The following is a 19,754-nucleotide window of genomic DNA, read 5'->3' as shown; positions in this document are numbered from 1 at the left end:
GTGTCCTAGGCTCGTTACTCAGCCGCCGGCTTGGCGCAGGGGGGCTCCTGGATGGTGCCGCCAAGGGCCAGGATCGCTTCACGGGCACCCTTGGTGACCCGGTCGGCGACGACCGTCAGCTTAACAGTCAGCTCGCCGCGCTTGAGGACGACGATGCCGCCGACCTTGGGCTCGGCCAGGTTCTTGTCGCGCAGGGACTCCAGGCACACGACCTCGCCCTCGGCGTAGTTCGCGGAGAGGAAGTCCAGGCCCAGTTCCTGCAGCTTGATCGCGTGGACGTTGGTGAAACCGCGCTTGGGGAGGCGGCGGTGGAGGGGCATCTGGCCGCCTTCGAAGCCGCGCTGGCGGCTGTAGCCGCGGCGGCTCTTCTGGCCCTTTTCGCCGCGAGCGGCGGTCTTGCCGTTGCCGGAGCCCTTGCCGCGGCCGACGCGCTTGCGGTCCTTGACCGCGCCTTCAGCGGGACGGAGTTCGTTCAGTTTCATGGTCTTACCCCTTCACCGTGACGTCGATGAGGTAGGGAATGCGCTTGACGATGCCATGCACATTCGGCGTGTACTCGCACTCCCGGGTCTCCCCGACCTTCTTCAGGCCCAGGGTCTGGACGAAGGCGCGGTGCTTGGGCACGGTGCAGATGGTGGAGCGCTTGAGGGTCAGGATGACCTGCTTTCCGATGAGCTGCGACATTTAGGCCTCCGCCTGATCCAGACCACGGTTGTTCATGACCGTGTAGGGATCCATGAGGTTCTTGAACCCGTCGAACGTGGCGCGGACCACGTTGTGGGGGTTGGAGGAACCGAGGCTCTTGGTGAGCACGTTGTTGATGCCGGCGGCTTCCATGATGGCGCGGACGGCGGCGCCCGCGATGATGCCGGTGCCCTCGGGGGCGGGCTTCATCAGCACGGAGCCGGAGCCGAAGCGGCCGGTGATGGGGTGCGGCAGGCTCCCGTTGGGGGAGACCGGGACCTTGATCATGTTGCGCTTGGCGCTCTCGATGCCCTTCTTGATGGCGGAGGGGACTTCGAGGGCCTTGCCGAGGCCGTAGCCGACCTTGCCGGCGCCGTCGCCGACGACGACCAGGGCGCTGAACGAGAAGTTCTTGCCGCCCTTCACGACCTTGGTGACGCGGCCGACATAGATGACCTGGTCCTTGAACTCGCCCTGCTGGGCGTCCTGGGAGGCGGGCTTGGTTTCGGGTGCGTTGTAAGCCATTGTCCTCACCCTCCTAGAACTGGAGCCCGGCAGCCCGGGCGGATTCGGCCAGCGCCTTGACGCGGCCGTGGTAGACGTAGCCGTTGCGGTCGAAGACCACAGCGGTGATGCCCTTCTCCTTGAGACGGGCGGCGATCGACTCGCCCACGGCCTTGGCCGCGGCGATGTTGGAGCCGCTCTTCAGGGTCTCCTTGAGACCCTTCTCGAGGGAGGAGGCGGCGGCCAAGGTGACACCCTGGGTGTCGTCCACGGCCTGGACGTAGATGCGCTTGAGGCTCTTGAAGATCGTGAGGCGGGGGCGCTCCGGGGTGCCGGACACCTTCCCGCGGATCCGAGCCTTGGTCTTCTGGCGTGCGAGATCGTTGGCCATGGTTGCTCCCTACTTCCCGGTCTTGCCGGCCTTGCGGCGGATGACTTCGCCCGTGTACTGGACACCCTTGCCCTTGTAGGGCTCGGGCTTGCGGAACTTCCGGATGTCGGCGGCCACCTGCCCGACCAGCTGCCGGTCGATGCCGGTGACGATCAGGTGGGTGTTCTTCTCCACGGCGATGGAGATGCCCTGGGGGGCCACGTAGTTGATGGGGTGGCTGTAGCCGAGGTCGAGGCGGAGGGCTTCGCCCTCCATGGCGGCCTTGTAGCCGACGCCGACGATGTCGAGTTCCTTCTTCCAGCCGCTGGTCACGCCCTGGACGGCGTTGTTCAGGAGGGCCCGGGTCAGGCCGTGGTAGGCGCGGCTCTGGGGCTGGTCATCCTGGCGGGTGAGGTTGATGGAATCGGCCTGGACGTCGAGGGTGATCCCCTGCGGGATGGGGCAGTTCAGGGTGCCCTTGGCGCCTTCGACGACGGCCTCAGCCCCGTGGACGGTCACTTTCACGCCTTTCGGCAGTGCCACTGGCTTCTTTCCGATGCGAGACATGGTGGTTTCCTTGGAATGGGTTGAGGTTCGCGTGCTACCAGACGTGGGCCAGGACTTCACCGCCCAGGTTCTGCTTCCGGGCATCCTTGCCGGTCAGCAGGCCCTTCGGGGTGGTGAGGATGGCGATGCCGAGGCCGCCCTGGACCTCGGGGATCTCCTTGGCGCCGGCGTAGACGCGCAGGCCGGGGGTGGAGACGCGCTTGAGGCCGTGGATGACGGACTCGCCGTTCTTCACGTACTTCAGGTTGACGATGAGGTAGTTCCGGCCCTCGTGCTCCACGGCCTTGTAGCCGTGAATGTAGCCTTCCTGCTTCAGGATGGCGGAAAGGCGGTCCTTCATCTTGCTGGCGGGGATGACGACGGCGTCGTGGCCGGCCATGATCCCGTTGCGGATGCGGGTGAGGTAATCTGCGATCGGATCGGTGTTCATGGTTTCCTCTGTTACCAGCTGGACTTCTGGACGCCGGGAAGCTCACCGGCCAGCGCGTGCTTGCGGAAGCACAGGCGGCACAGTTCGAACTTCCTCATGTAGCCCCGGGGACGGCCGCAGCACTTGCAGCGGTTCCGGTGCTGGGTGGAAAACTTGGGCTTGACGCTGTCCTTGTGGATCTTGTTCGTGCTTGCCATGGTCGCTCCTATTTCCGGAAAGGCATGCCCAGGTGGGCAAGCAGCGCGCGGGCTTCAGCGTCCGTGGGAGCGGACGTGACGAAGGTGATGTTCATGCCCTTCAGCTTCTCGACCTTGCTGTAGTCGATCTCCTGGAAGATCAGCTGGTCCTTGAGGCCCAGGGTGTAGTTGCCCCGGCCGTCGAAGCTCTTGGTGGGCACGCCGCGGAAATCGCGGACGCGGGGGAGGGAAAGGGACGTCAGCCGGTCGAAGAACTCCCACATCCGGTTGCCGCGGAGGGTGACCATGCAGGCGATGGGCATCCCGGCGCGCAGCTTGAACTGGGCGACGCTCTTCTTGGCCTTGCGGACCACGGCCTTCTGACCGGCGATGGCGGTCAGTTCGTCGACGGCGGTGTCCAGGACCTTGATGTTCTGGATGGCGTCGCCGACGCCCATGTTGATGACGATCTTCTGGAGTCGGGGCACCTGCATGGCAGAGGTGTAGCCGAACTCCTCCTTGAGCTTGCCAGCCACTTCGGACTGGTAGCGGGCCTTGGTGCGGGGATCCGCAGCGTTAGGCATGCTTTCCTCCATTTCCGGGGGGCGACTACGCCCCCAGGGTTCGGGAGGGCGGAAGGGCTTGGGTCCGGCGGTCCGGCCCGTTTTCCTTCCAACCTCGGTTGTCAACGATCCGGCGGGACGACGTCCGCACCGGAATTCCGCCGATGGGGATCCATCGGCGGAAGGGTCATTCTCTCACAAACGTTCGAGAACGGAACAGGAAATAGCTTACTCGGCCCGCTTGCGGGTGGGCTTCTGGGTCTTGGGGTCGACCAGCATGACGTTGGAGGCGTGGATGGGAGCCTCCTTCGTCACGATGCCGCCGCCTTCACCGGTCTGCTGGTTGGGCTTGGTGGCCTTCTTGATCAGGTTCAGGCCGGTGACCACCACCTTGTTGGCGGAGGGCTGGACCTTGGCGACCTGGCCGCGCTTGCCCTTTTCCTTGCCGGCGATGACGATGACGTCGTCACCCTTCTTGAGCTTCATCTTGGTCGGCTTGTCCATTAGAGCACCTCAGGGGCGAGGGAAACGATCTTCATGTACTTCCGCTCGCGGAGCTCGCGGGCGACGGGGCCGAACACGCGGGTGCCGACCGGCTCGCCGTCCTTCTTGATGATGACGGCCGCGTTCTCGTCGAAGCGGATGTAGGAACCGTCCTTGCGGCGGTAGGCCTTCCGCTGGCGGACGATGACCGCCTGGACAACAGCCTTCTTCTTGACGGTGCCGCCGGGGATGGCTTCCTTCACGGACGCGGTGATCACGTCGCCCAGCTGGGCGGTCTTGCCGACGCCGCCGCCGAGGGGCAGGATGCAGCAGATCTTCTTCGCGCCGGAATTGTCGGCGACGGTGAGCATGGATCCCATCTGAATCATAAATGGCTCCTACTCGCCAGCCTTCTGGGTGATCTCGAGGACCATCCAGCGCTTGCGCTTGGAAAGGGGACGGGACTCCACGATCTTGACCACATCGCCGATCTGGCAGGTGTTGTTCTCGTCGTGGGCCATGAACTTGGTGGTCTGCTTGACGGTCCGGCTATACAGGGGGTGCTGGAACTTGCGCTCCACCTTCACCACCACGGTCTTGTCGGCCTTGTTGGAGACCACCACGCCGCTGCGAATCATCTTGTGTTCTAGGCTCATGGTCTACCTCACTGGGCCAGCTTGGTCTTGAGGGCGGTCTTGACCCGGGCGAGTTCGCGGCGGGTCTTGCGGATCTCGGCGGTGTTCTCCACCTGACCCACGGCGTGCTGGAAGCGGAGGGTGAAACGCTTGGCGGCCAGATCGGCCTCCAGCTGCGCCAGCTCCTCGATGCTCTTGGCGGCCAGTTCGCTGAAAGGATTCTTCTTGTTCATCTCAATCCTCTACTCTTCCGGGGGGGTTCTGGAGACGAACTCGGTGGCCACGGAGAGCTTCATCTGGGCCAGGCGCAGGGCGTCCTTGGCCACCTGCTCATCCACGCCCTCCATCTCGAAGAGGACGCGGCCGGGACGGATCACGGCCACCCAGCCATCGGGCGCACCCTTGCCGGAACCCATGCGGGTCTCGGCCGGCTTGCTGGTGGTGGGCCGGTCGGGGAAGATGCGGATCCAGATGCGGCCGCCGCGCTTGATGTGGCGGGTCATGGCGATACGGGCGGCCTCGATCTGGCGGTTGGTCAGCCAGCAGTGCTCGGTGGCCACCAGGCCGTAATCGCCGAAGGAGAGTTCGTTGCCGCGCGTCGCGACGCCGCGGGTGCGGCCCTTCTGGACTTTGCGGTGCTTGACTTTGTTGGGCATCAACATGGCTGCAACCTCAACGCTTCACGGTTTCGACGGGGGCGTCGGGCAGGTTCACCCACACCTTGACGCCGATGATGCCGTAGGTGGTGTTGGCTTCGGCGAAACCGTAGTCAACGTTGGCCCGGATCGTCTGCAGGGGCATCTGGCCGGAGAGGTAATCCTCGGTCCGGGCGATCTCGGCGCCGTTCAGGCGGCCGGAGACCTTGATCTTGAAGCCCTTGGCGCCGAAGCGGATCGCGGCTTCTTCCGCCTTGCGCATGGCGCGGCGGAAGGCGATGCGACGCTCGAGCTGCTGGGCGACGCCCTCGGCGACGAGCTGGGCGTCGATCTCGGGCTTCTTGATCTCCTGGATGTCGACGCTGACGGGACGCTTCAGCTTGGCCTGGAGCTCCTCGCGCAGCTTGTCGATCTCGGCGCCCTTGCGGCCGATGACGATGCCGGGGCGGGCGGTGAAGATGCGGACCGTGACCTTGTCGGCGGCGCGCTCGATGTCGATCTTGGAGACCATGGCGTTGAGGCCGTGGAGCTGCTTCTTCAGCTCCTTGCGGAGCTTGAGGTCCTCGTGGAGAAGCGTGGCGTACTCACGCTTGCTGAACCACTTGGAGTGCCAGCCCTTGGTGTGGACAACGCGGAAGCCGTACGGATGGACTTTCTGACCCATGTTCTACTCCTCCCGGCCCAGCTGGACAGTGATGTGGCAGGTGCGCTTCTGCACGCGGTAGGCCCGGCCCATGGGGGCGGGGCGGACGCGCTTCATGCGGAAGCCCTCGTCCACGAAGCAGGCCTTGACGATCAGCTCGTCGGGGTTGACGGCGGGATCCTTGTCGATGGCGTTGGCCAGGGCGGAATCCACGATCTTCTTGATGTAGCCGGCGGCGTACTTCTTGGTGCTGGTGAGGATCCACTGGGCCTCGCCGACCTTCTTGCCGCGGATGAGGTCGATCACGAGCCGGGCCTTCTGGGCCGAGCCGCGGAGGTGGCGCAGGGTGGCGCTGGAAACGATGGTCGTCATCTTACTTCCCCTTGGCCTTGGCGTCGGACTTGCCGGCGTGGCCCCTGAAGGTGCGGGTCAGGCTGAACTCCCCGAGCTTGTGGCCCACCATGTTGTCGGTGACGTAGACAGGGATGAACTTGTTGCCGTTGTGCACGGCGATGGTGAGGCCGATCATCTGCGGAACGACGGTGGAGCGGCGGGACCAGGTCTTGATCACGCGCTTGTCGTTGACGGCCTGGGCGGCCTCCACCTTCTTCTGGAGGTGGCCATCAATGAACGGACCCTTCTTGAGCGAACGTGCCATGGATAGCCTCCTAGTTGATCCGCTTGACGATGAACTTGGTCGTGCGCTTGTTGGTGCGCGTCTTGTGGCCACGGGTCGGCTGGCCCCAGGGCGTCACAGGGTGACGGCCACCGGACGTGCGGCCTTCGCCGCCGCCGTGGGGGTGATCGACCGGGTTCATGACCACACCACGAACGGTCGGGCGGATGCCCAGCCAGATCTTGCGGCCGGCCTTGCCCAGGGACACGTTCTCGTGCTGGAGGTTGCCCACCTTGCCGATGGTGGCGGCGCACTCCAGGTGGATCTTGCGGATCTCGCCGGAGGGCATGCGGAGCTGGGCGTATTCGGAGTCCTTGGCCACGAGCTGGGCGAAGGTGCCGGCGGCGCGGGCGATCTGGCCGCCCTTGCCGGGCTTCAGCTCGATGTTGTGGACTTCGGTGCCCAGGGGGATGTTCTTCAGGGGCAGGGCGTTGCCGACCAGGATGTCGGCGTTCTTCCCGCTCAGGACGGTGCGGCCCACTTCCAGGCCATCGGGGGCCAGGATGTAGCGCTTCTCGCCGTCGGCGTAGACCAGCAGCGCGATGCGGGCGGTGCGGTTGGGGTCGTATTCGATGGTGGCGACCCGGGCCGGGACGTCGGCCTTGTTCCGCTTGAAGTCGATCACGCGGTAGCGGCGCTTGTGGCCGCCGCCGATGTGGCGGGTGGTGATGCGGCCCGTGTTGGAGCGGCCACCGGTGCGGTTGATCTTGGCGATCAGGGAACGCTCAGGCTTCGAGGTGGTGATCTCCTCGAAGCCCTGCTTCGACATGCCGCGCTGACCGGGGGTCGTGGGCTTGAGCAGCTTGATGCTCATGGTTGTGCCTCAAAAAGGGTCGGACGATAGTGGCAACGCTTGTCCGTCCGACGGGTGATGGATGCCTACTCGGCGGCCTCGGCGGCGGCCTCAGCCAGTTCGATGTAGGCCTTCTTCATGGATCCGGTGGTGCCCATCCAGCGGCCCAGGCGCTTGGCCTTGGCCGGCACCGAGACGGTGCGGATGGACTTGACCTTGGCCTGGAGCAGGAGCTCGGCGGCCTCCTTGATCTGGTGCTTGGTCGCCCAGGTGGCCACCTCGAAGACCTGGATGTTGGCCTCGCGGAGGATCTGGCCCTTCTCGGTGAGGAGGGGCTTGCGGATCACTTCGAAAATCTTGGTCATGGCTTCACCACTTCCTGGAGGGCCAGGATCGCTTCCTTGGAGAAGACGACCTGGTCGTACTTCAGAAGGTCATAGACGTTGACGCCCAGGCTCTCGATGGTGGCGAGCTTGGGGTTGTTGGCGGCGGCCATGGCGGCCTTCTCGGAGGTCCCCACCAGGAGGGCGGAGCCGCTCACGCCGATCTTGCCGAGCGTGGCGATCAGGGCCTTGGTCTTGTGGGAGTCCACCGTCCAGTCCTCGACGACCAGGACCTGGCCGGAGGCGAACTTGACGGAGAGGGCGTTGCGCAGGGCGGCGCGACGGGCCCGCTTGGGGAACGCGTAGTCGAAGCAGCGGGGGTTCGGGCCGTGGGCCGTGCCGCCGCCCTTCCACAGGGTGGAACGGATGGAGCCGACGCGGGCGCGGCCGGTGCCCTTCTGCTTCCACAGCTTGCGACCGGAGCCGGAAACCTCGGACTTGTCCTTGGTCTTGGCGGTGCCGGCGCGGCGGCGGGCCAGGTGGTGGCGGACGGCTTCCCAGATCAGGTGGTTGTTGACCTCCTCGAGCTTGAAGACCTCGGCCAGGAGCTCGACGCTGCCGGCGGCCTTGTTCTCGAGGTTGACGACGGGATGATTGAAGGTCGCCATCTTTACGCCTCCTGCTTGATCACGACGTAGCCGCCCTTGGGGCCGGGAACGGCGCCTTTGATGAGCAGCAGGTTGTTCTCGGCGTCCACGCGGGCCACTTCCAGATTGCGGACGGTGACCTGCTCGGCGCCCATGTGGCCGCCCATGCGCATGCCAGGCCAAACGCGGCTGGGATACGAGGACCCGCCGATGGAGCCGGGGGCGCGGTGGAACATGGAGCCGTGGGTGGCGCGGCCGCCCTTGAAGTGGTGGCGCTTCATGACGCCGGCGAAGCCCTTGCCCTTGCTGATGCCGGTGACGTGCACCTTGGTGTTGGCCTCGAACTGGTCGGCCAGGATGGAGTCGCCTTCCTTCAGGGAGGAGGCGGCGTCCACCTTGAGCTCGCGCAGGACGCGGACAGGCGCCACGCCGTGCTTCTCGCAGTGGCCCTTCTCGGGCTTGGAGGCGCGCTTGCCGCCCTGGGGATCCACGAAGCCCACCTGCACGGCCTCGTAGCCGTCACGGGCGACGGTCTTGCGCATCACGACGACACAGGGGCCCGCCTGGATGACGGTCACGGGGACGATCTGGCCCTTCTCGTTGAAGATCTGGGTCATCCCCAGCTTCTTGCCGATGATTCCTTTGGTCATTATCCCTCCCCTCCCTTACCGGTTGCCCTGACGGCTGAACACCTTGATCTCGACGTCCACACCCGCCGGGAGGTCCAGGCGCATGAGGGTGTCCACGGTGTTCTGCGTGGGGTTCAGGATGTCGAGGAGCCGCTTGTGGGTGCGGATCTCGAACTGGTCCCGGCTCTTCTTGTCCACGTGGGGAGAGCGGTTGACGGTGTACTTCGACGTCCGGGTGGGGAGGGGGATCGGCCCCGCCACCTGGGCCCCCGTGCGCTTGGCGGTGTCCACGATTTCACGGGTGGACTGGTCCAGCAGACGGTGGTCGAAGGCTCGCAGACGGATGCGAATATTGTCTTTCATCTTCACTCCATTGGGACGGACGGGCCGTCCATAGATGTGGGGCGCTGACCGCCCATGGGTTTGTTGTCCCGGGAACTGGGACAGGGCTGATCAGAATATCAAAAGCCATTGATTTCGCAATGGCTTTTTTGGTTATCAAGGGATTTCGGGAGGGTCGCCCCTCCGTCGGTCCTGGGTATCTGGAGGCCTCGAACCGGGGTTCTCAGGCGGCCTCACCCCCCTGGCGGGGGGCTGTGGAAAGCGGCCGGGGCGCCGCAACGCCCCGGTTTTCAATAACCTACTTGGTGCCCTTGACCTTCGCGATCACCTCTTCGGCGACGTTCCGGGGAGCCTCATCGTAGTGGCTGAACTGCATGCTGTAGTTGCCGCGGCCCTGGGTCATGCCGCGGAGGCTGGTGGAGTAGGCGAACATCTCGGCCAGGGGCACCAGGGCGGTGACGACCTTGACGCCGGCCCGGTCTTCCATGTTCTCGATGCGCCCGCGGCGGCTGTTCAGGTTGCCGATGACGTCGCCCATGTAGTCCTCGGGGACGACGACCTCGACGCTCATGATGGGCTCGAGGAGCACGGGGCTGGCCTTCTCGCACCCGTTCTTGAAGCCCATGGAGCCGGCGATCTTGAACGCCATTTCGTTGGAGTCCACCTCGTGGTAGCTGCCGTCGTAGAGGGTGATCTTGACGTCCACCACGGGGTAGCCGGCCAGCACGCCGGAGTTCATGGCCTCCTGGATGCCGAGGTCGACGGGCTTGATGTATTCCTTGGGAACCACGCCGCCCTTGATGTCGTTGATGAACTCGTAGCCCTTGCCGGCCTCGTTGGGCTCGACGACGATCTTGACGTGGCCGTACTGGCCGCGACCGCCGGACTGACGCACGAACTTGCCCTCGGCCTCCACCCGCTTCCGGATGGTCTCGCGGTAGGCCACCATGGGCTTGCCGACGTTGGCCTCGACCTTGAACTCGCGCATCATGCGGTCGACGATGATCTCCAGGTGGAGCTCGCCCATGCCGGCGATGATGGTCTGGCCGGTCTCGGGATCGGTCTTGACCTTGAAGGTGGGATCCTCCTGGGCCAGGCGGGAGAGGGCGACGCCCATCTTCTCCTGGTCAGCCTTGGTCTTGGGCTCGATGGACACCTGGATGACGGGATCGGGGAAGTCCATGGACTCCAGGATCACGGGGTGGTTCTCGTCGCAGATGGTCTGGCCGGTGAGGACGTCCTTGAAGCCCACGGCGGCGCCGATGTCGCCCGTGCGGACCTCCTCGATGTCCTCGCGCTTGTTGGCGTGCATCTGCAGGAGGCGCCCGATGCGCTCGCGGCGGCCCTTGCTGGCGTTCCACACGCCGGAACCCGCGGCCATGACGCCGGAGTAGACGCGGATGAAGGCCAGGCTGCCCACGAAGGGATCGGCCATGATCTTGAAGATCAGGGCGCTGAAGGGCTCCTCGTCGGAGGCCTTGCGCTCGGTGGGGTTGCCGTCGCCGTCCACGCCCTGGATGGCGGGCACGTCGAGGGGGCTGGGCATGTAGCTGACGACGGCGTCGAGCAGGGGCTGGACGCCCTTGTTCTTGAAGGCCGAGCCGCAGCACATGGGGGTGAAGGCCAGGCTGATGCAGCCCCGGCGGATGCCGTCGCGGATCTCGTCCTCGGTGAGCGTCTCGCCGCCGAGGTACTTGTCCATCAGCTCCTCGGAGGTCTCGGCGACCATCTCGACCATCTTCTCGCGCCACTCGTTGGCGGTCTCGACGAGGTCGGCGGGGATCTCGCCGTACTGGACCTCGAAGCCCTTGTCGGCCTCGCTGAAGGTCAGGGCCTGCATGGTGACGAGGTCGACCACGCCCTTGAAGTGGTCCTCGGCGCCGATGGGGATCTGGATGGGCATGGGCCGGGCCTTGATGCGGGTGCGCATCATCTCGCAGACGCGGAAGAAGTCGGCGCCGGGGCGGTCCATCTTGTTGACGAAGCCGAGGCGGGGCACGCCGTACTTGTCGGCCTGCCGCCACACGGTCTCGGACTGGGGCTCGACGCCGCCCACGGCGCAGAAGACGGCCACGGAGCCGTCCAGCACGCGCAGGGAGCGCTCGACCTCGGCCGTGAAGTCCACGTGGCCGGGGGTGTCGATGATGTTGACGCGATGCTCGACGCCCTTCAGCAGACCGGTCTGGGGCGTCCAGGCGGCGGTGATGGCGGCCGAGGTGATGGTGATGCCGCGCTCCTGCTCCTGGACCATCCAGTCGGTGGTGGCGGCGCCCTCGTGAACCTCGCCGATCTTGTGGATCTTGCCGGTGTAGTAGAGGATGCGCTCCGACGTCGTCGTCTTCCCGGCATCGATGTGGGCCATGATGCCGATGTTGCGGTAGCGCTCGAGGGGGGTCGTGCGGGCCACGGAGGCCTCCTTGGAGTCAGGTAATCAAACAGCGGATTCGGGATTCAAAGCGGGACTGCGGGGGGCAAAAACCGGGGCCGATCCGTTCGATCGGCCCCGTTTTGCGGACGGTATCTGCTACCAGCGGAAGTGGGCGAACGCCTTGTTGGCCTCGGCCATCTTGTGGACGTCGTCCTTCTTCTTCACGGAGGAGCCACGGAAGTTCATGGCGTCCAGGATCTCGCCGGCGAGCTTGTCGCGCATGGTGCGCTCGCCGCGGCCGGCGGAGTACGTCTTGAGCCAGCGCATGGCCAGGGACTGGCGGCGGTTCTGGGGAACCTCCACGGGGACCTGGTAGGTGGCGCCGCCCACGCGGCGGGACTTGACCTCGACGCTGGGCTTGATGTTGTTCAGGGCCTTCTGGAAGGCCTCCAGGGCATCCTCGCCGGACTTCTTGGCCACGATCTCGAGCGCTCCGTAGAGGATCCGCTCGGCGGTGGACTTCTTGCCGCGCTCCATCAGGACGTTGATGAACTTGGAGACGACGAGGCTGTTGTAGATGGGATCGGGAAGGATCTCGCGCTTGGCTGGGCTGGAACGACGGGACATGGCTACCTCACTTCTTCTTCGCGGCGGCGGCGCCGGCCTTGGGCCGCTTCGCGCCGTACTTGGAACGGGACTGGTTGCGGCCGGCGACGCCAGTGGCGTCGAGGGTGCCGCGGACCACGTGGTAGCGAACGCCCGGGAGGTCCTTCACACGGCCACCGCGGATGAGCACGATGCTGTGCTCCTGCAGGTTGTGGCCGACGCCCGGGATGTACGTCGTGCACTCGATGCCGTTGGTGAGCCGCACACGGGCCACCTTCCGGAGCGCCGAGTTCGGCTTCTTCGGGGTGGTGGTGAAGACGCGGGTGCAGACGCCCCGCTTCTGCGGGCAGGCGTCAAGCGCCGGGCTCTTGGTCTTGTTCTCGAAGGTGCTCCGCCCCTGGCGGATCAGCTGATTGATGGTTGGCACACCATCCTCCTATGGTTTGGGCGCGCAGGACACGGTCGCTGCGGCCGGCGCCGGAGAGGTCCCGCGGGGGGACGTCGGGCGGAAATCCGCGGGACCGATGGTCCCGGGAATCTGAAATCCTACCGAAAATTCAAGGAATGTCCAGCGCCATTGTGTAAATTCGGTCCACGGACCGGAGCGCCGCCCGTCTTCCGGCCGGGTTCAGTTGCCGCCGCCGTGGCAGGCGCAGCCGCCGGCGCAGCCCTTGGGGGCCGCGGGGGCGGGAGAGGCGTCGGCCTTGGGGGTCGGCGCCGCGGTGCTGTACCCGCCGGCGTACCAGCCACCGCCAGCCAGGTTGAAAGCCGTGCGGGAGATCTGGCGCTTCATGCCGGCCGGGGCCCCGCAGGCCTCGCAGGCGTGCTCAGTGGGAGCAGAGAAGCCCTCAAGCTTTTCTTCCTGCTCGCCGCAGGATTCGCAGCGGTATTCGTAAAGGGGCATGTCATCCTCAACTGACCGGCCGGTCCGGCCGGAACTTGACATTCTATCTCAGGACGTCCATGAGTTCACCCGCCCGCTACTTCCCGGATGCCGCCGCCTTCCTCCAGGCCCACCCCGATCGCCCCTCAACCCTCTGTTTCACCAATGGTTGCTTCGACCTGATCCACCCCGGCCACGTCCAGTACCTGGAGGACGCCCGGGCCCTGGGCGACTTCCTCGTGGTGGGCCTGAACAGCGACGCCTCCGTGGCCCGGCTCAAGGGGGCCTCCCGGCCCCTGCAGGACGAGAACGCCCGGGCCCTGGTGCTCCTGGGCCTGCGCAGCGTGGACGCCGTGGTGCGGTTCGACGAGGACACCCCGCTGGACCTCATCACCGCCCTCCAGCCCGATGTCCTGGTGAAGGGCGGCGACTACACGCCCGACACGGTGGTGGGACGCGACGTGGTGGAGGCCCGGGGCGGCCGGCTCGTCCTGATCCCCTTCCTTCCCGGCCACAGCACGACGACCATCGTCAACCGCATCCGCACCGGACGGGGCGTGCTCGCGGACTGACCCGGTCAGCCCCGCAGGGCGTCCACGGCGCGCCCCACCGCCGCGTCGAGGGCCGCCTGGGAGAACCGCTCCCGGGCCAGGTCCCGGGCCCGCAGGCCCATGGCGCGCCAGGCGCCGGGCTCCCGCAGCATGGCCGCCAGGGCCTCCCGGAAGGCCTCCGGCTCATCGCGGATCACCGCGTGCTCGCCGTCCCGCAACCCCAGCCCTTCCGCGGCCACCGAAGTCGCGAGGATGGGAAGGCCGGCGGCCATCGCCTCCAGGGTCTTGATCTTGGTGCCGCCCCCGGCCCGGAGGGGGATGACCGCCACCCCCGACGCCCGGAGGAGGCTGGCCAGGTCCGGCACGAAGCCGGCCAGGTCCAGGCCCGGCGTGGCGCGGACCCGCGCTTCCAGGGCCCCGGGACAGCCCCTGCCGGCCAGGGTCAGCCGCGCCCCGGGCAGCGCGGCCGCGACCGGCGGCCACAGGTCCAGGAGCCACGCCAGCGCGTCCTGGTTGGGCGGGTACCAGAGCGATCCGAAGAAGACGGCCCGTCCCGGCGGCAGGGGGGCCTCGCCGTCCAGGAAGCAGGGGTCGGGAATGACGTTGGGGGCCAGGAAGAGCTTCGAGCCGTCCACCCCTCCGGCGCGGTAGGCCTCCAGGTCCGCCTCCCGGACGCCCCAGACCTGGTCCAGGCGGGGGAAGATCTCCCGCTCGATGCGCACGAGGCGGGCCGCGGCGCGGGCCTGGTGTCCCCGCCCCCCGGCCGCGAAGACCTCCTGGGCCAGGAGGGCGGCGTCGTGGTTGTGGGTGTGGACGACGCGCCACTTCGCCGGGGCGAAGGCGGCGAAGGGGGCCAGGAGGGTCTCGTCCGCGACCACCAGGTCGGGCCGGAGGCGGGCCAGGGCCGCCTGGACCTCCCCGTGGCGCTCGGAGTAGGGCATCCACGGCAGGGGAAGGCGGACCCCGGCCCGGGCGGCCCGGAGCCAGCCGCCCACGCTCCGCGGGAAGGGACGGCGCTTGGCGGACTGGCCCATGAAGCCGTGCCAGGTGCCGCTGCCGCCCCAGGGGAGGTCCAGGCCCGCCGGGGGCGCCCCGGCCCCCCGGGCCCGGTGGTCGTCGTCCAGGCTCACCCAGTGCAGGTCCCCGCACCGGGCCAGGGCCGTGGCGAGGCAGGCCGCCTTGAGCCGCCCGCCGTCGTGGGGCGGCAGGAAGCCGTGGGCCACGACGTGGACGATCCGGAGGCTCACCGGCCGCTCCCGGGCGCGTCGAGGAGGGCCTCGAAGGCCCGGTGGAAGGCCTCCAGGCCGTGGCTCCGGAGGACGTCGCCCGCCTTCGCGTCGTGGGGGTCCCGCAGGGCGGCCTCGAGGGCCTCCGCCACCTCCCGGGGCCCGGCCTCCGGATCCACCATGGTCACGGCGTCGCCCAGCTCGGCGAAGCCCCCGGTCCGGCTCACGATCACGGGCCGGCCCAGGGAGAGGAGCTGCGCGACCACCCCCGAGGACTCGCCCTGGGTCTGGCTCCGCATCTGCACGCCCACGTCCACCGATTCCATGAGGGCCGTGAGCCGGTCATCCGGCGGGGAATCGTGGATCTCGATCCAGGGCAGGCGGTCCAGGCCGTGGCGGTGGGCGAACCGGCCCACCTCATAGCCCGCCAGCACCAGGGTGGCCGGCTCCTGGGCGGTGACCTGCCCCATGGCCTCGAGGAGCACCTCGATGCGCTTGCCGTTCCCGATGGCGCCGAAGTGGCCCACCCGGCGCCGGCGCGGCGGCTGCTGGACCCCGTTGGGGCGGGCGGGGATCGGGTGGAAGAGCTGGCGGATCGGGGGCGCGCCCCCCCACCCGTCCAGGTCCCGGCGCACCAGGTCCGCGCAGAAGGCGTTGTTGACCACCAGGAGGTCCGGGGCGGTCAGGGCCACCAGGGGCCGGATGCCCCGGGGGGTGGCCGATTCCGCGTCCTGGGGCATGTAGAGGTCCATGAGCCCGAAGGTCCGGTCGGGGTAGTGCTCGCGGTAGAACCGGCGGATGCGGAAGGGGTCCGAACCGAACCGGGCCGTCCACAGGCGCACGAGCTGCGCGTCGTGGAGGTAGACGATGCGGCGCCCCCCCGCCCCCCGGACCCGGGTGAAGGCGGCCAGGGTCTCCACGTGGTGGGCGGAGTTGCCCATCTGGAGCACGCAGGCGACATCGGCGTCCAGGGTTCCGGGGGCGCCCAGGGCTTCCAGGGGGAGCACCCGGGCGGAGGGCCACCTTTCCGCCTGGGCGGCCAAGCTGTCCAGGCTCCCCGGCGCGTAGACGTCCGGGGCCCAGCCCGGGGCCTGGAAATAGGTGGCGCCGAAGTGGGCGATGCCCGTGGCGGCGGGCGGAAGGGGCCCCACCAGGGCGAACCGGAGCCCGTCGCCCGGGCCCTTCCCGGCCAGGGCGCCCTCCGCCCAGGCAAGCCTTCGGGCGGCCTCAGCCGGCTCGGGCTCCGGCGGACGCCAGGACCGTCCGGTCAGCAACCGGCTGACAGATCTCCCCCACGACCTCTCGAAGGCTCGCATCCTGTTGAAAAAATACATGCGACTCCCTGAAGGGTTGGGGGCTCCCGGTCCTCCTGCATGGAACCAGTCTCCCGGAAATTTCCCCGCCTGACAAATGAACCTTCAGGGCGTGGGCTTCCCCTCCTTCATCCCCTGGATCGCCTCGAGCTTGGAGTCGTAGCGCGCCCGCTCCATGGGATCCGCGAATTTCCGCGCCTCCTCGATGCCCTTCATGGCCCCCTCCAGGTCCCCCTCGGCCAGCTTGATCCTCGCCGACAGGAGCAGGAAGTCCGGGTCCCGCGGCAGGATCTTCAGGGCGCCGCGGATCCGGGTGGCGGCCTCGGCGAGATCCCCGGCCCCCAGGGCCTCCTCGGCCAGGTAGGCGTGGTAGTAGGGATCCTTCCGCCGCACCGACTCCGCCCGCTCCCGGAACGCGCCGGCCTCCTCGAGGCGCCCCTGGTTCCGCATGAGGACCTCCAGGTTGCCCAGGGGCGCGCCGTCGCGCGGGTCCAGGGCCATGGCCTTGCGGTAGGAGGCCTCCGCGGCCTCCAGGTCCCCCATCTGCACCTGCACCACCCCGAGGATGTTCCAGCCCACGCTGGAGCCGGGGTCGGCCTGCAGGGATTGCGAGGCCTTCGTCTTGGCGTCGAACAGGTTGCCTTCGGTGAGGGCCTCCACGGCGCGGTTGCTGAAGAACAGCGCCCGGAACCGGGGCTCGGGAAGGATCGTCACCACGTAGGCCCCCACCCGTTTCCTCAGGTCGGGCACGAAGTCGGCGATGAGGTCGGCCATGGGGGCCATGGAGGTCAGGGCGACGACGTGGCGCTCGAACTGGATCAGGCTCCCGACCTTCCGCCAGTGGTTCGTGTTCACGGCCTCGGCGTACTCCTCGTGGATCCCGATGGAGCGGCAGGCCATCACGAAGAACGCGGTCAGGGACAGGCAGTTGGCCTTGCCCTCGGCCCAGACCTCCGCCACCGTCCGGGTCCGGCCGTTGTCGTAGACGAGGCCCATCCCCCCGTCGTTCCGGGGCCGGAAGATGGCCCTCAGGAGGCTCTGGAGCTTGGTGTGGACGCTGGGCTGGGGCGCGGTGGCCCGGTACACGAACTCCCGGGCGGCCGGCGGCAGGTAGAAGGGATCCGCCTCCTGGGGAGGCGCGAGCTGCTCGGGCAGGCCCGGGGCGGCGCCGCCGAGGGCCGGGACCGGGAGCGCCTGTCCGGCCGCGGGAGCGACCTGCGCCCCGGCGGGGAGGGCCGCGGCGATCGCCAAGGGCATCAGCCAGGTCAGTCTCATGGATCCACCTTGTCGAACGGGAGGGCCGGGCCGGTTTCCCCCCCCCAGGTTACGTCCTGGAAGGGACCGGGGTTAGACTGGCTCAGGACCTCTGGGAGCCCCATGCCGACTGCCATCGTATGCGCTTTCTCTCCCGTCGGCCACGAGGCCCTGGCGGGACTCCTCGAGGCGGGCTTCGACATCAAGGCCCTCTACACCTACCCCCAGCACCCCGGCGAGGCCTGGTTCACGCCCCCCGCCGACCTCGCGGCCTCCCGGGGCATCCCGGTCAGGATGGAGCCCGACTTCAACGCCGACAGCGTGTACGAGGCCATCCGGCGCGAGGCCCCCGACTTCATCTTCAGCTTCTACTTCCGGGAGATGATCCGGCAGCGGGTCCTCGACCTCCCCCGCCTGGGGGCCTACAACCTCCACGGCTCCCTCCTCCCCGCCTACCGGGGACGGGCCCCCATCAACTGGGTCCTCGTGAAGGGCGAGCCCGAGACCGGCATCACCCTCCACGCCATGACGGCCAAACCCGACGACGGGGACATCATCGGCCAGGCCCGCCTCCCCATCGCCTGGGACGAGACGGCCCTCAGCCTGACGCTTCGTTCGGCGAAGGCCGCCCGGGCCCTCGTCCGCGAACTCGCTCCGGCCCTCGCGGCCGGGACGGCGCCCCGCACCTCCCAGAAGGCCCTGGGCCCCTCCACCTACTTCGGCGGACGGAAGCCGGAGGACGGACGCCTGGATTTCGGGGCCGGCCTCGCCGAGACCTTCAACCTCGTCCGGGCCGTGGCCGACCCCTGGCCCAACGCCTTCATCGAGACCTCCGCGGGCCGGCTCCAGGTCGCCTGGGCCCTGCCGTCGGCCGAGGCCTGCCCCGCGGGGCATTTCAGGTCGACCGGGGAGGGCGTCCTCCTGGGCTTCCGGGACGGGGCCCTCCGGCTCCACGCCCTCCGCCGGAACGGGGAGCGCAGCGAAAGGCCCACGGACCACGCCGCGTGGCTGGCGTCCCTCGGCGTGCCCGAAGCCCCGTGATCCGCCCTGCCCTCCTCCTGGCCCTGGCCGCGTCCCTCGGGGCAGCGGTCCCGACCCGGGCGCGCCCGGTCCGGACCGCCTCCGAGGCCCGCGCCATCGCCGAGAAGGAGACCGGCGGAATCGCCGTCTCCGCGCGGCGGGTACCCCTGAACGGCGCCACCTGCGGATGGCAGGTGGACCTGGAGGTCCCGGGCGAGGACCGGGGCTGGCGGTGCATCGTCGACGCGGACACCCGGTCCGTGCACACCCGGACCCGGATTCCACCGCCCGGCTCAACCAAAAAGCGCAAACAGTCGTAAACTTCCTTGCGCCGGCCATAGCCGGGAGGAGGCCTGTATGGGTCTGACGGACTGGGGCAAAGCCCAATTCATCGAGATCATCGAATGGCTGGACGATTCCAACGACGTCCTGGCCTGGCGGTTCCCTGTCCGGAACCAGGAGATCAAGAACAACGCGCAGCTGGTCGTCAGGGAGAGCCAGGAGGCCACCTTCGTCTCCGAGGGCCAGTTCGCCGACACCTTCGCGCCGGGCACCCACACCCTGTCCACCCGCAACCTCCCCATCCTCGCCGACCTGAAGGGGTGGAAGTACGGTTTCGAGAGCCCCTTCAAGTCCGAGGTCTACTTCACCAACACCCGGCTCTACAACGACCTGGGCTGGGGCACCTCCAACCCGATCATGATGCGGGACGCCGACTTCGGCGTCCTCCGGATCCGGGCGTTCGGCATCTACTCCATCCGGGTCAAGGATTCCAAGCGCTTCCTCAAGGAGCTCGTGGGGACCAACGGCCTCTACACCAAGGACGACATCACCGAGCAGCTCCGCAAGAGCCTCGTCAGCCGCTTCACCGACGCCCTGGGCGAGGCGAAGATCCCGGCCCTCGACCTCGCGGCCCGGTATGACGAGCTCTCCGACCTGCTCCGGCAGAAGATGGATCCCGAGTTCCAGACCATGGGCCTGGAGTGCTCGAAGCTCTTCATCGAGAACATCAGCCTCCCCGAGGAGGTCGAGGCCATGATGGACAAGCGCGCCTCCGTGGGGATGATGGCCCCCGTGATGGGCGCCTACACCCAGATGCAGGTCGCGGATTCCATCCCCCTGGCGGCCCAGAACCCCGGCGGGATCGCCGGCCTGGGCATGGGCGTCGGCATGGGCGTGGGCATGGGGAACATGATGGGCCAGCAGATGGGAGGCGCCATGGGCCAGATGGCCCAGGCCCCCTACCCCGCGGGGCAGGCCGCCCCGGCGGCCCCGGCGCCGGCCAAATCCCTGAAGGAGGAGCTCACCGAGCTCAAGGACCTCTTCGACAGCCAGCTCATCACCCAGGCGGAATTCGACAAGCAGCGCGCCGTCATCCTGTCCCGGCACGGCATGGCCTGAAAGGCCTTGCG

Annotated in this window: 32 protein-coding genes; 4 read left to right on the top strand and 28 right to left on the bottom strand. The window is 67.9% G+C overall.

The features are described from left to right. Positions 1 to 14: 14 nt before the first annotated feature. From rplO to R2J75_RS01385, 25 genes are all read right to left on the bottom strand, one after another. Entirely contained in the window at positions 15 to 482 is a 468-nt protein-coding gene (rplO, locus tag R2J75_RS01505) for a 50S ribosomal protein L15 (protein WP_243330320.1), read from the bottom strand. Positions 483 to 486: 4 nt separating this feature from the next. Next, positions 487 to 684, bottom strand: a complete 198-nt coding sequence (locus tag R2J75_RS01500; protein ID WP_243330318.1) for an uL30 family ribosomal protein — start codon at positions 682 to 684, stop codon at positions 487 to 489. After that, positions 685 to 1,209 carry a 30S ribosomal protein S5 gene (gene rpsE / locus R2J75_RS01495; RefSeq protein WP_243330316.1) on the bottom strand — a complete coding sequence of 175 codons (525 nt, stop codon included), beginning with the start codon at positions 1,207 to 1,209 and terminating at the stop codon, positions 685 to 687. It lies immediately after the preceding gene. Positions 1,210 to 1,222: 13 nt separating this feature from the next. Beyond that, entirely contained in the window at positions 1,223 to 1,579 is a 357-nt protein-coding gene (gene rplR, locus R2J75_RS01490) for a 50S ribosomal protein L18 (protein ID WP_243330305.1), read from the bottom strand. Between the two features lie 9 nt (positions 1,580 to 1,588). Further along, entirely contained in the window at positions 1,589 to 2,125 is a 537-nt protein-coding gene (gene rplF, locus R2J75_RS01485; RefSeq protein ID WP_279341825.1) for a 50S ribosomal protein L6, read from the bottom strand. Positions 2,126 to 2,159: 34 nt separating this feature from the next. Next, complete coding sequence (rpsH, locus tag R2J75_RS01480; protein ID WP_243330300.1) at positions 2,160 to 2,555, bottom strand: 30S ribosomal protein S8; 396 nt, start codon at positions 2,553 to 2,555, stop codon at positions 2,160 to 2,162. Positions 2,556 to 2,566: 11 nt separating this feature from the next. Continuing rightward, on the bottom strand, positions 2,567 to 2,752 hold the full coding sequence (locus tag R2J75_RS01475) for a type Z 30S ribosomal protein S14 (RefSeq protein ID WP_243330273.1): 186 nt from the start codon (positions 2,750 to 2,752) through the stop codon (positions 2,567 to 2,569). Positions 2,753 to 2,760: 8 nt separating this feature from the next. Continuing rightward, complete coding sequence (gene rplE / locus R2J75_RS01470) at positions 2,761 to 3,315, bottom strand: 50S ribosomal protein L5 (RefSeq protein WP_243330272.1); 555 nt, start codon at positions 3,313 to 3,315, stop codon at positions 2,761 to 2,763. Positions 3,316 to 3,522: 207 nt separating this feature from the next. Next, positions 3,523 to 3,798, bottom strand: coding sequence for a 50S ribosomal protein L24 (gene rplX / locus R2J75_RS01465; protein ID WP_243330270.1), 276 nt, complete (start codon positions 3,796 to 3,798; stop codon positions 3,523 to 3,525). Beyond that, positions 3,798 to 4,166, bottom strand: a complete 369-nt coding sequence (gene rplN / locus R2J75_RS01460) for a 50S ribosomal protein L14 (RefSeq protein WP_243330268.1) — start codon at positions 4,164 to 4,166, stop codon at positions 3,798 to 3,800. Before rplN ends, rplX begins: the two co-directional genes overlap by 1 nt. A gap of 9 nt (positions 4,167 to 4,175) precedes the next feature. Then, complete coding sequence (rpsQ, locus tag R2J75_RS01455; RefSeq protein WP_243330266.1) at positions 4,176 to 4,433, bottom strand: 30S ribosomal protein S17; 258 nt, start codon at positions 4,431 to 4,433, stop codon at positions 4,176 to 4,178. Between the two features lie 8 nt (positions 4,434 to 4,441). Then, a complete protein-coding gene (rpmC, locus tag R2J75_RS01450) occupies positions 4,442 to 4,645 on the bottom strand; it encodes a 50S ribosomal protein L29 (protein ID WP_243330263.1) in 204 nt (67 codons plus the stop codon). A gap of 9 nt (positions 4,646 to 4,654) precedes the next feature. Next, positions 4,655 to 5,074 (bottom strand): 50S ribosomal protein L16, encoded by a 420-nt coding sequence (gene rplP / locus R2J75_RS01445; RefSeq protein WP_243330261.1) that lies wholly within the window; start codon positions 5,072 to 5,074, stop codon positions 4,655 to 4,657. Between the two features lie 10 nt (positions 5,075 to 5,084). Beyond that, positions 5,085 to 5,732, bottom strand: coding sequence for a 30S ribosomal protein S3 (rpsC, locus tag R2J75_RS01440; protein ID WP_243330259.1), 648 nt, complete (start codon positions 5,730 to 5,732; stop codon positions 5,085 to 5,087). A gap of 3 nt (positions 5,733 to 5,735) precedes the next feature. Further along, positions 5,736 to 6,083, bottom strand: a complete 348-nt coding sequence (rplV, locus tag R2J75_RS01435; RefSeq protein WP_243330257.1) for a 50S ribosomal protein L22 — start codon at positions 6,081 to 6,083, stop codon at positions 5,736 to 5,738. Between the two features lies 1 nt (position 6,084). Then, positions 6,085 to 6,369, bottom strand: coding sequence for a 30S ribosomal protein S19 (gene rpsS / locus R2J75_RS01430; protein ID WP_243330254.1), 285 nt, complete (start codon positions 6,367 to 6,369; stop codon positions 6,085 to 6,087). A gap of 10 nt (positions 6,370 to 6,379) precedes the next feature. After that, entirely contained in the window at positions 6,380 to 7,201 is an 822-nt protein-coding gene (gene rplB, locus R2J75_RS01425) for a 50S ribosomal protein L2 (protein ID WP_243330252.1), read from the bottom strand. Positions 7,202 to 7,266: 65 nt separating this feature from the next. Continuing rightward, on the bottom strand, positions 7,267 to 7,545 hold the full coding sequence (locus R2J75_RS01420; RefSeq protein ID WP_243330250.1) for a 50S ribosomal protein L23: 279 nt from the start codon (positions 7,543 to 7,545) through the stop codon (positions 7,267 to 7,269). Further along, a complete protein-coding gene (gene rplD, locus R2J75_RS01415; protein ID WP_243330248.1) occupies positions 7,542 to 8,171 on the bottom strand; it encodes a 50S ribosomal protein L4 in 630 nt (209 codons plus the stop codon). Before rplD ends, R2J75_RS01420 begins: the two co-directional genes overlap by 4 nt. A 2-nt stretch (positions 8,172 to 8,173) precedes the next feature. Then, the gene (gene rplC, locus R2J75_RS01410) at positions 8,174 to 8,800 is read right to left on the bottom strand and encodes a 50S ribosomal protein L3 (RefSeq protein WP_243330246.1); all 627 of its coding nucleotides are present in this window, start codon (positions 8,798 to 8,800) and stop codon (positions 8,174 to 8,176) included. Positions 8,801 to 8,815: 15 nt separating this feature from the next. Further along, entirely contained in the window at positions 8,816 to 9,142 is a 327-nt protein-coding gene (gene rpsJ, locus R2J75_RS01405; protein WP_243330243.1) for a 30S ribosomal protein S10, read from the bottom strand. A 277-nt stretch (positions 9,143 to 9,419) separates the two neighbouring features. Beyond that, the gene (fusA, locus tag R2J75_RS01400) at positions 9,420 to 11,528 is read right to left on the bottom strand and encodes an elongation factor G (RefSeq protein WP_243330241.1); all 2,109 of its coding nucleotides are present in this window, start codon (positions 11,526 to 11,528) and stop codon (positions 9,420 to 9,422) included. A 117-nt stretch (positions 11,529 to 11,645) separates the two neighbouring features. After that, positions 11,646 to 12,116: a 30S ribosomal protein S7 gene (gene rpsG, locus R2J75_RS01395; RefSeq protein ID WP_243330239.1), complete on the bottom strand. Its 471-nt coding sequence runs from the start codon at positions 12,114 to 12,116 to the stop codon at positions 11,646 to 11,648. A 7-nt stretch (positions 12,117 to 12,123) separates the two neighbouring features. After that, the gene (gene rpsL, locus R2J75_RS01390) at positions 12,124 to 12,522 is read right to left on the bottom strand and encodes a 30S ribosomal protein S12 (protein ID WP_243330238.1); all 399 of its coding nucleotides are present in this window, start codon (positions 12,520 to 12,522) and stop codon (positions 12,124 to 12,126) included. A gap of 201 nt (positions 12,523 to 12,723) precedes the next feature. After that, a complete protein-coding gene (locus tag R2J75_RS01385) occupies positions 12,724 to 12,999 on the bottom strand; it encodes an FmdB family zinc ribbon protein (RefSeq protein ID WP_243330235.1) in 276 nt (91 codons plus the stop codon). Positions 13,000 to 13,058: 59 nt separating this feature from the next. Here R2J75_RS01385 and rfaE2 point away from each other — a divergent pair, with 59 nt between their 5' ends. Further along, positions 13,059 to 13,550 (top strand): D-glycero-beta-D-manno-heptose 1-phosphate adenylyltransferase, encoded by a 492-nt coding sequence (gene rfaE2 / locus R2J75_RS01380; protein WP_243330232.1) that lies wholly within the window; start codon positions 13,059 to 13,061, stop codon positions 13,548 to 13,550. Between the two features lie 5 nt (positions 13,551 to 13,555). Here rfaE2 and R2J75_RS01375 read toward each other — a convergent pair whose 3' ends face one another. From R2J75_RS01375 to R2J75_RS01365, 3 genes are all read right to left on the bottom strand, one after another. Next, positions 13,556 to 14,776: a glycosyltransferase gene (locus R2J75_RS01375; RefSeq protein ID WP_243346022.1), complete on the bottom strand. Its 1,221-nt coding sequence runs from the start codon at positions 14,774 to 14,776 to the stop codon at positions 13,556 to 13,558. After that, positions 14,773 to 16,029 (bottom strand): glycosyltransferase, encoded by a 1,257-nt coding sequence (locus R2J75_RS01370; RefSeq protein WP_316410937.1) that lies wholly within the window; start codon positions 16,027 to 16,029, stop codon positions 14,773 to 14,775. The genes R2J75_RS01375 and R2J75_RS01370 overlap by 4 nt, the downstream gene beginning before the upstream one ends. 144 nt (positions 16,030 to 16,173) lie before the next feature. Then, a complete protein-coding gene (locus R2J75_RS01365) occupies positions 16,174 to 17,343 on the bottom strand; it encodes a tetratricopeptide repeat protein (RefSeq protein WP_316410936.1) in 1,170 nt (389 codons plus the stop codon). A gap of 102 nt (positions 17,344 to 17,445) precedes the next feature. Between R2J75_RS01365 and R2J75_RS01360 the strand changes: the two genes are divergently transcribed. The 3 genes from R2J75_RS01360 to R2J75_RS01350 are packed head-to-tail and all read left to right on the top strand — an operon-like array spanning position 17,446 to position 19,743. Beyond that, entirely contained in the window at positions 17,446 to 18,363 is a 918-nt protein-coding gene (locus tag R2J75_RS01360) for a formyltransferase family protein (RefSeq protein WP_243330225.1), read from the top strand. Continuing rightward, complete coding sequence (locus tag R2J75_RS01355) at positions 18,360 to 18,662, top strand: PepSY domain-containing protein (protein WP_243330223.1); 303 nt, start codon at positions 18,360 to 18,362, stop codon at positions 18,660 to 18,662. The genes R2J75_RS01360 and R2J75_RS01355 overlap by 4 nt, the downstream gene beginning before the upstream one ends. 37 nt (positions 18,663 to 18,699) lie before the next feature. Then, on the top strand, positions 18,700 to 19,743 hold the full coding sequence (locus R2J75_RS01350) for an SPFH domain-containing protein (RefSeq protein WP_243330222.1): 1,044 nt from the start codon (positions 18,700 to 18,702) through the stop codon (positions 19,741 to 19,743). The last annotated feature ends 11 nt before the right edge of the window (positions 19,744 to 19,754 follow it).

Origin of the sequence: Mesoterricola sediminis (assembly GCF_030295425.1) — a bacterium.
Lineage (GTDB): Bacteria > Acidobacteriota > Holophagae > Holophagales > Holophagaceae > Mesoterricola > Mesoterricola sediminis.
Note: the sequence above shows the minus strand (reverse complement) of the source record. Positions and strands in the feature narration are given on the sequence as shown.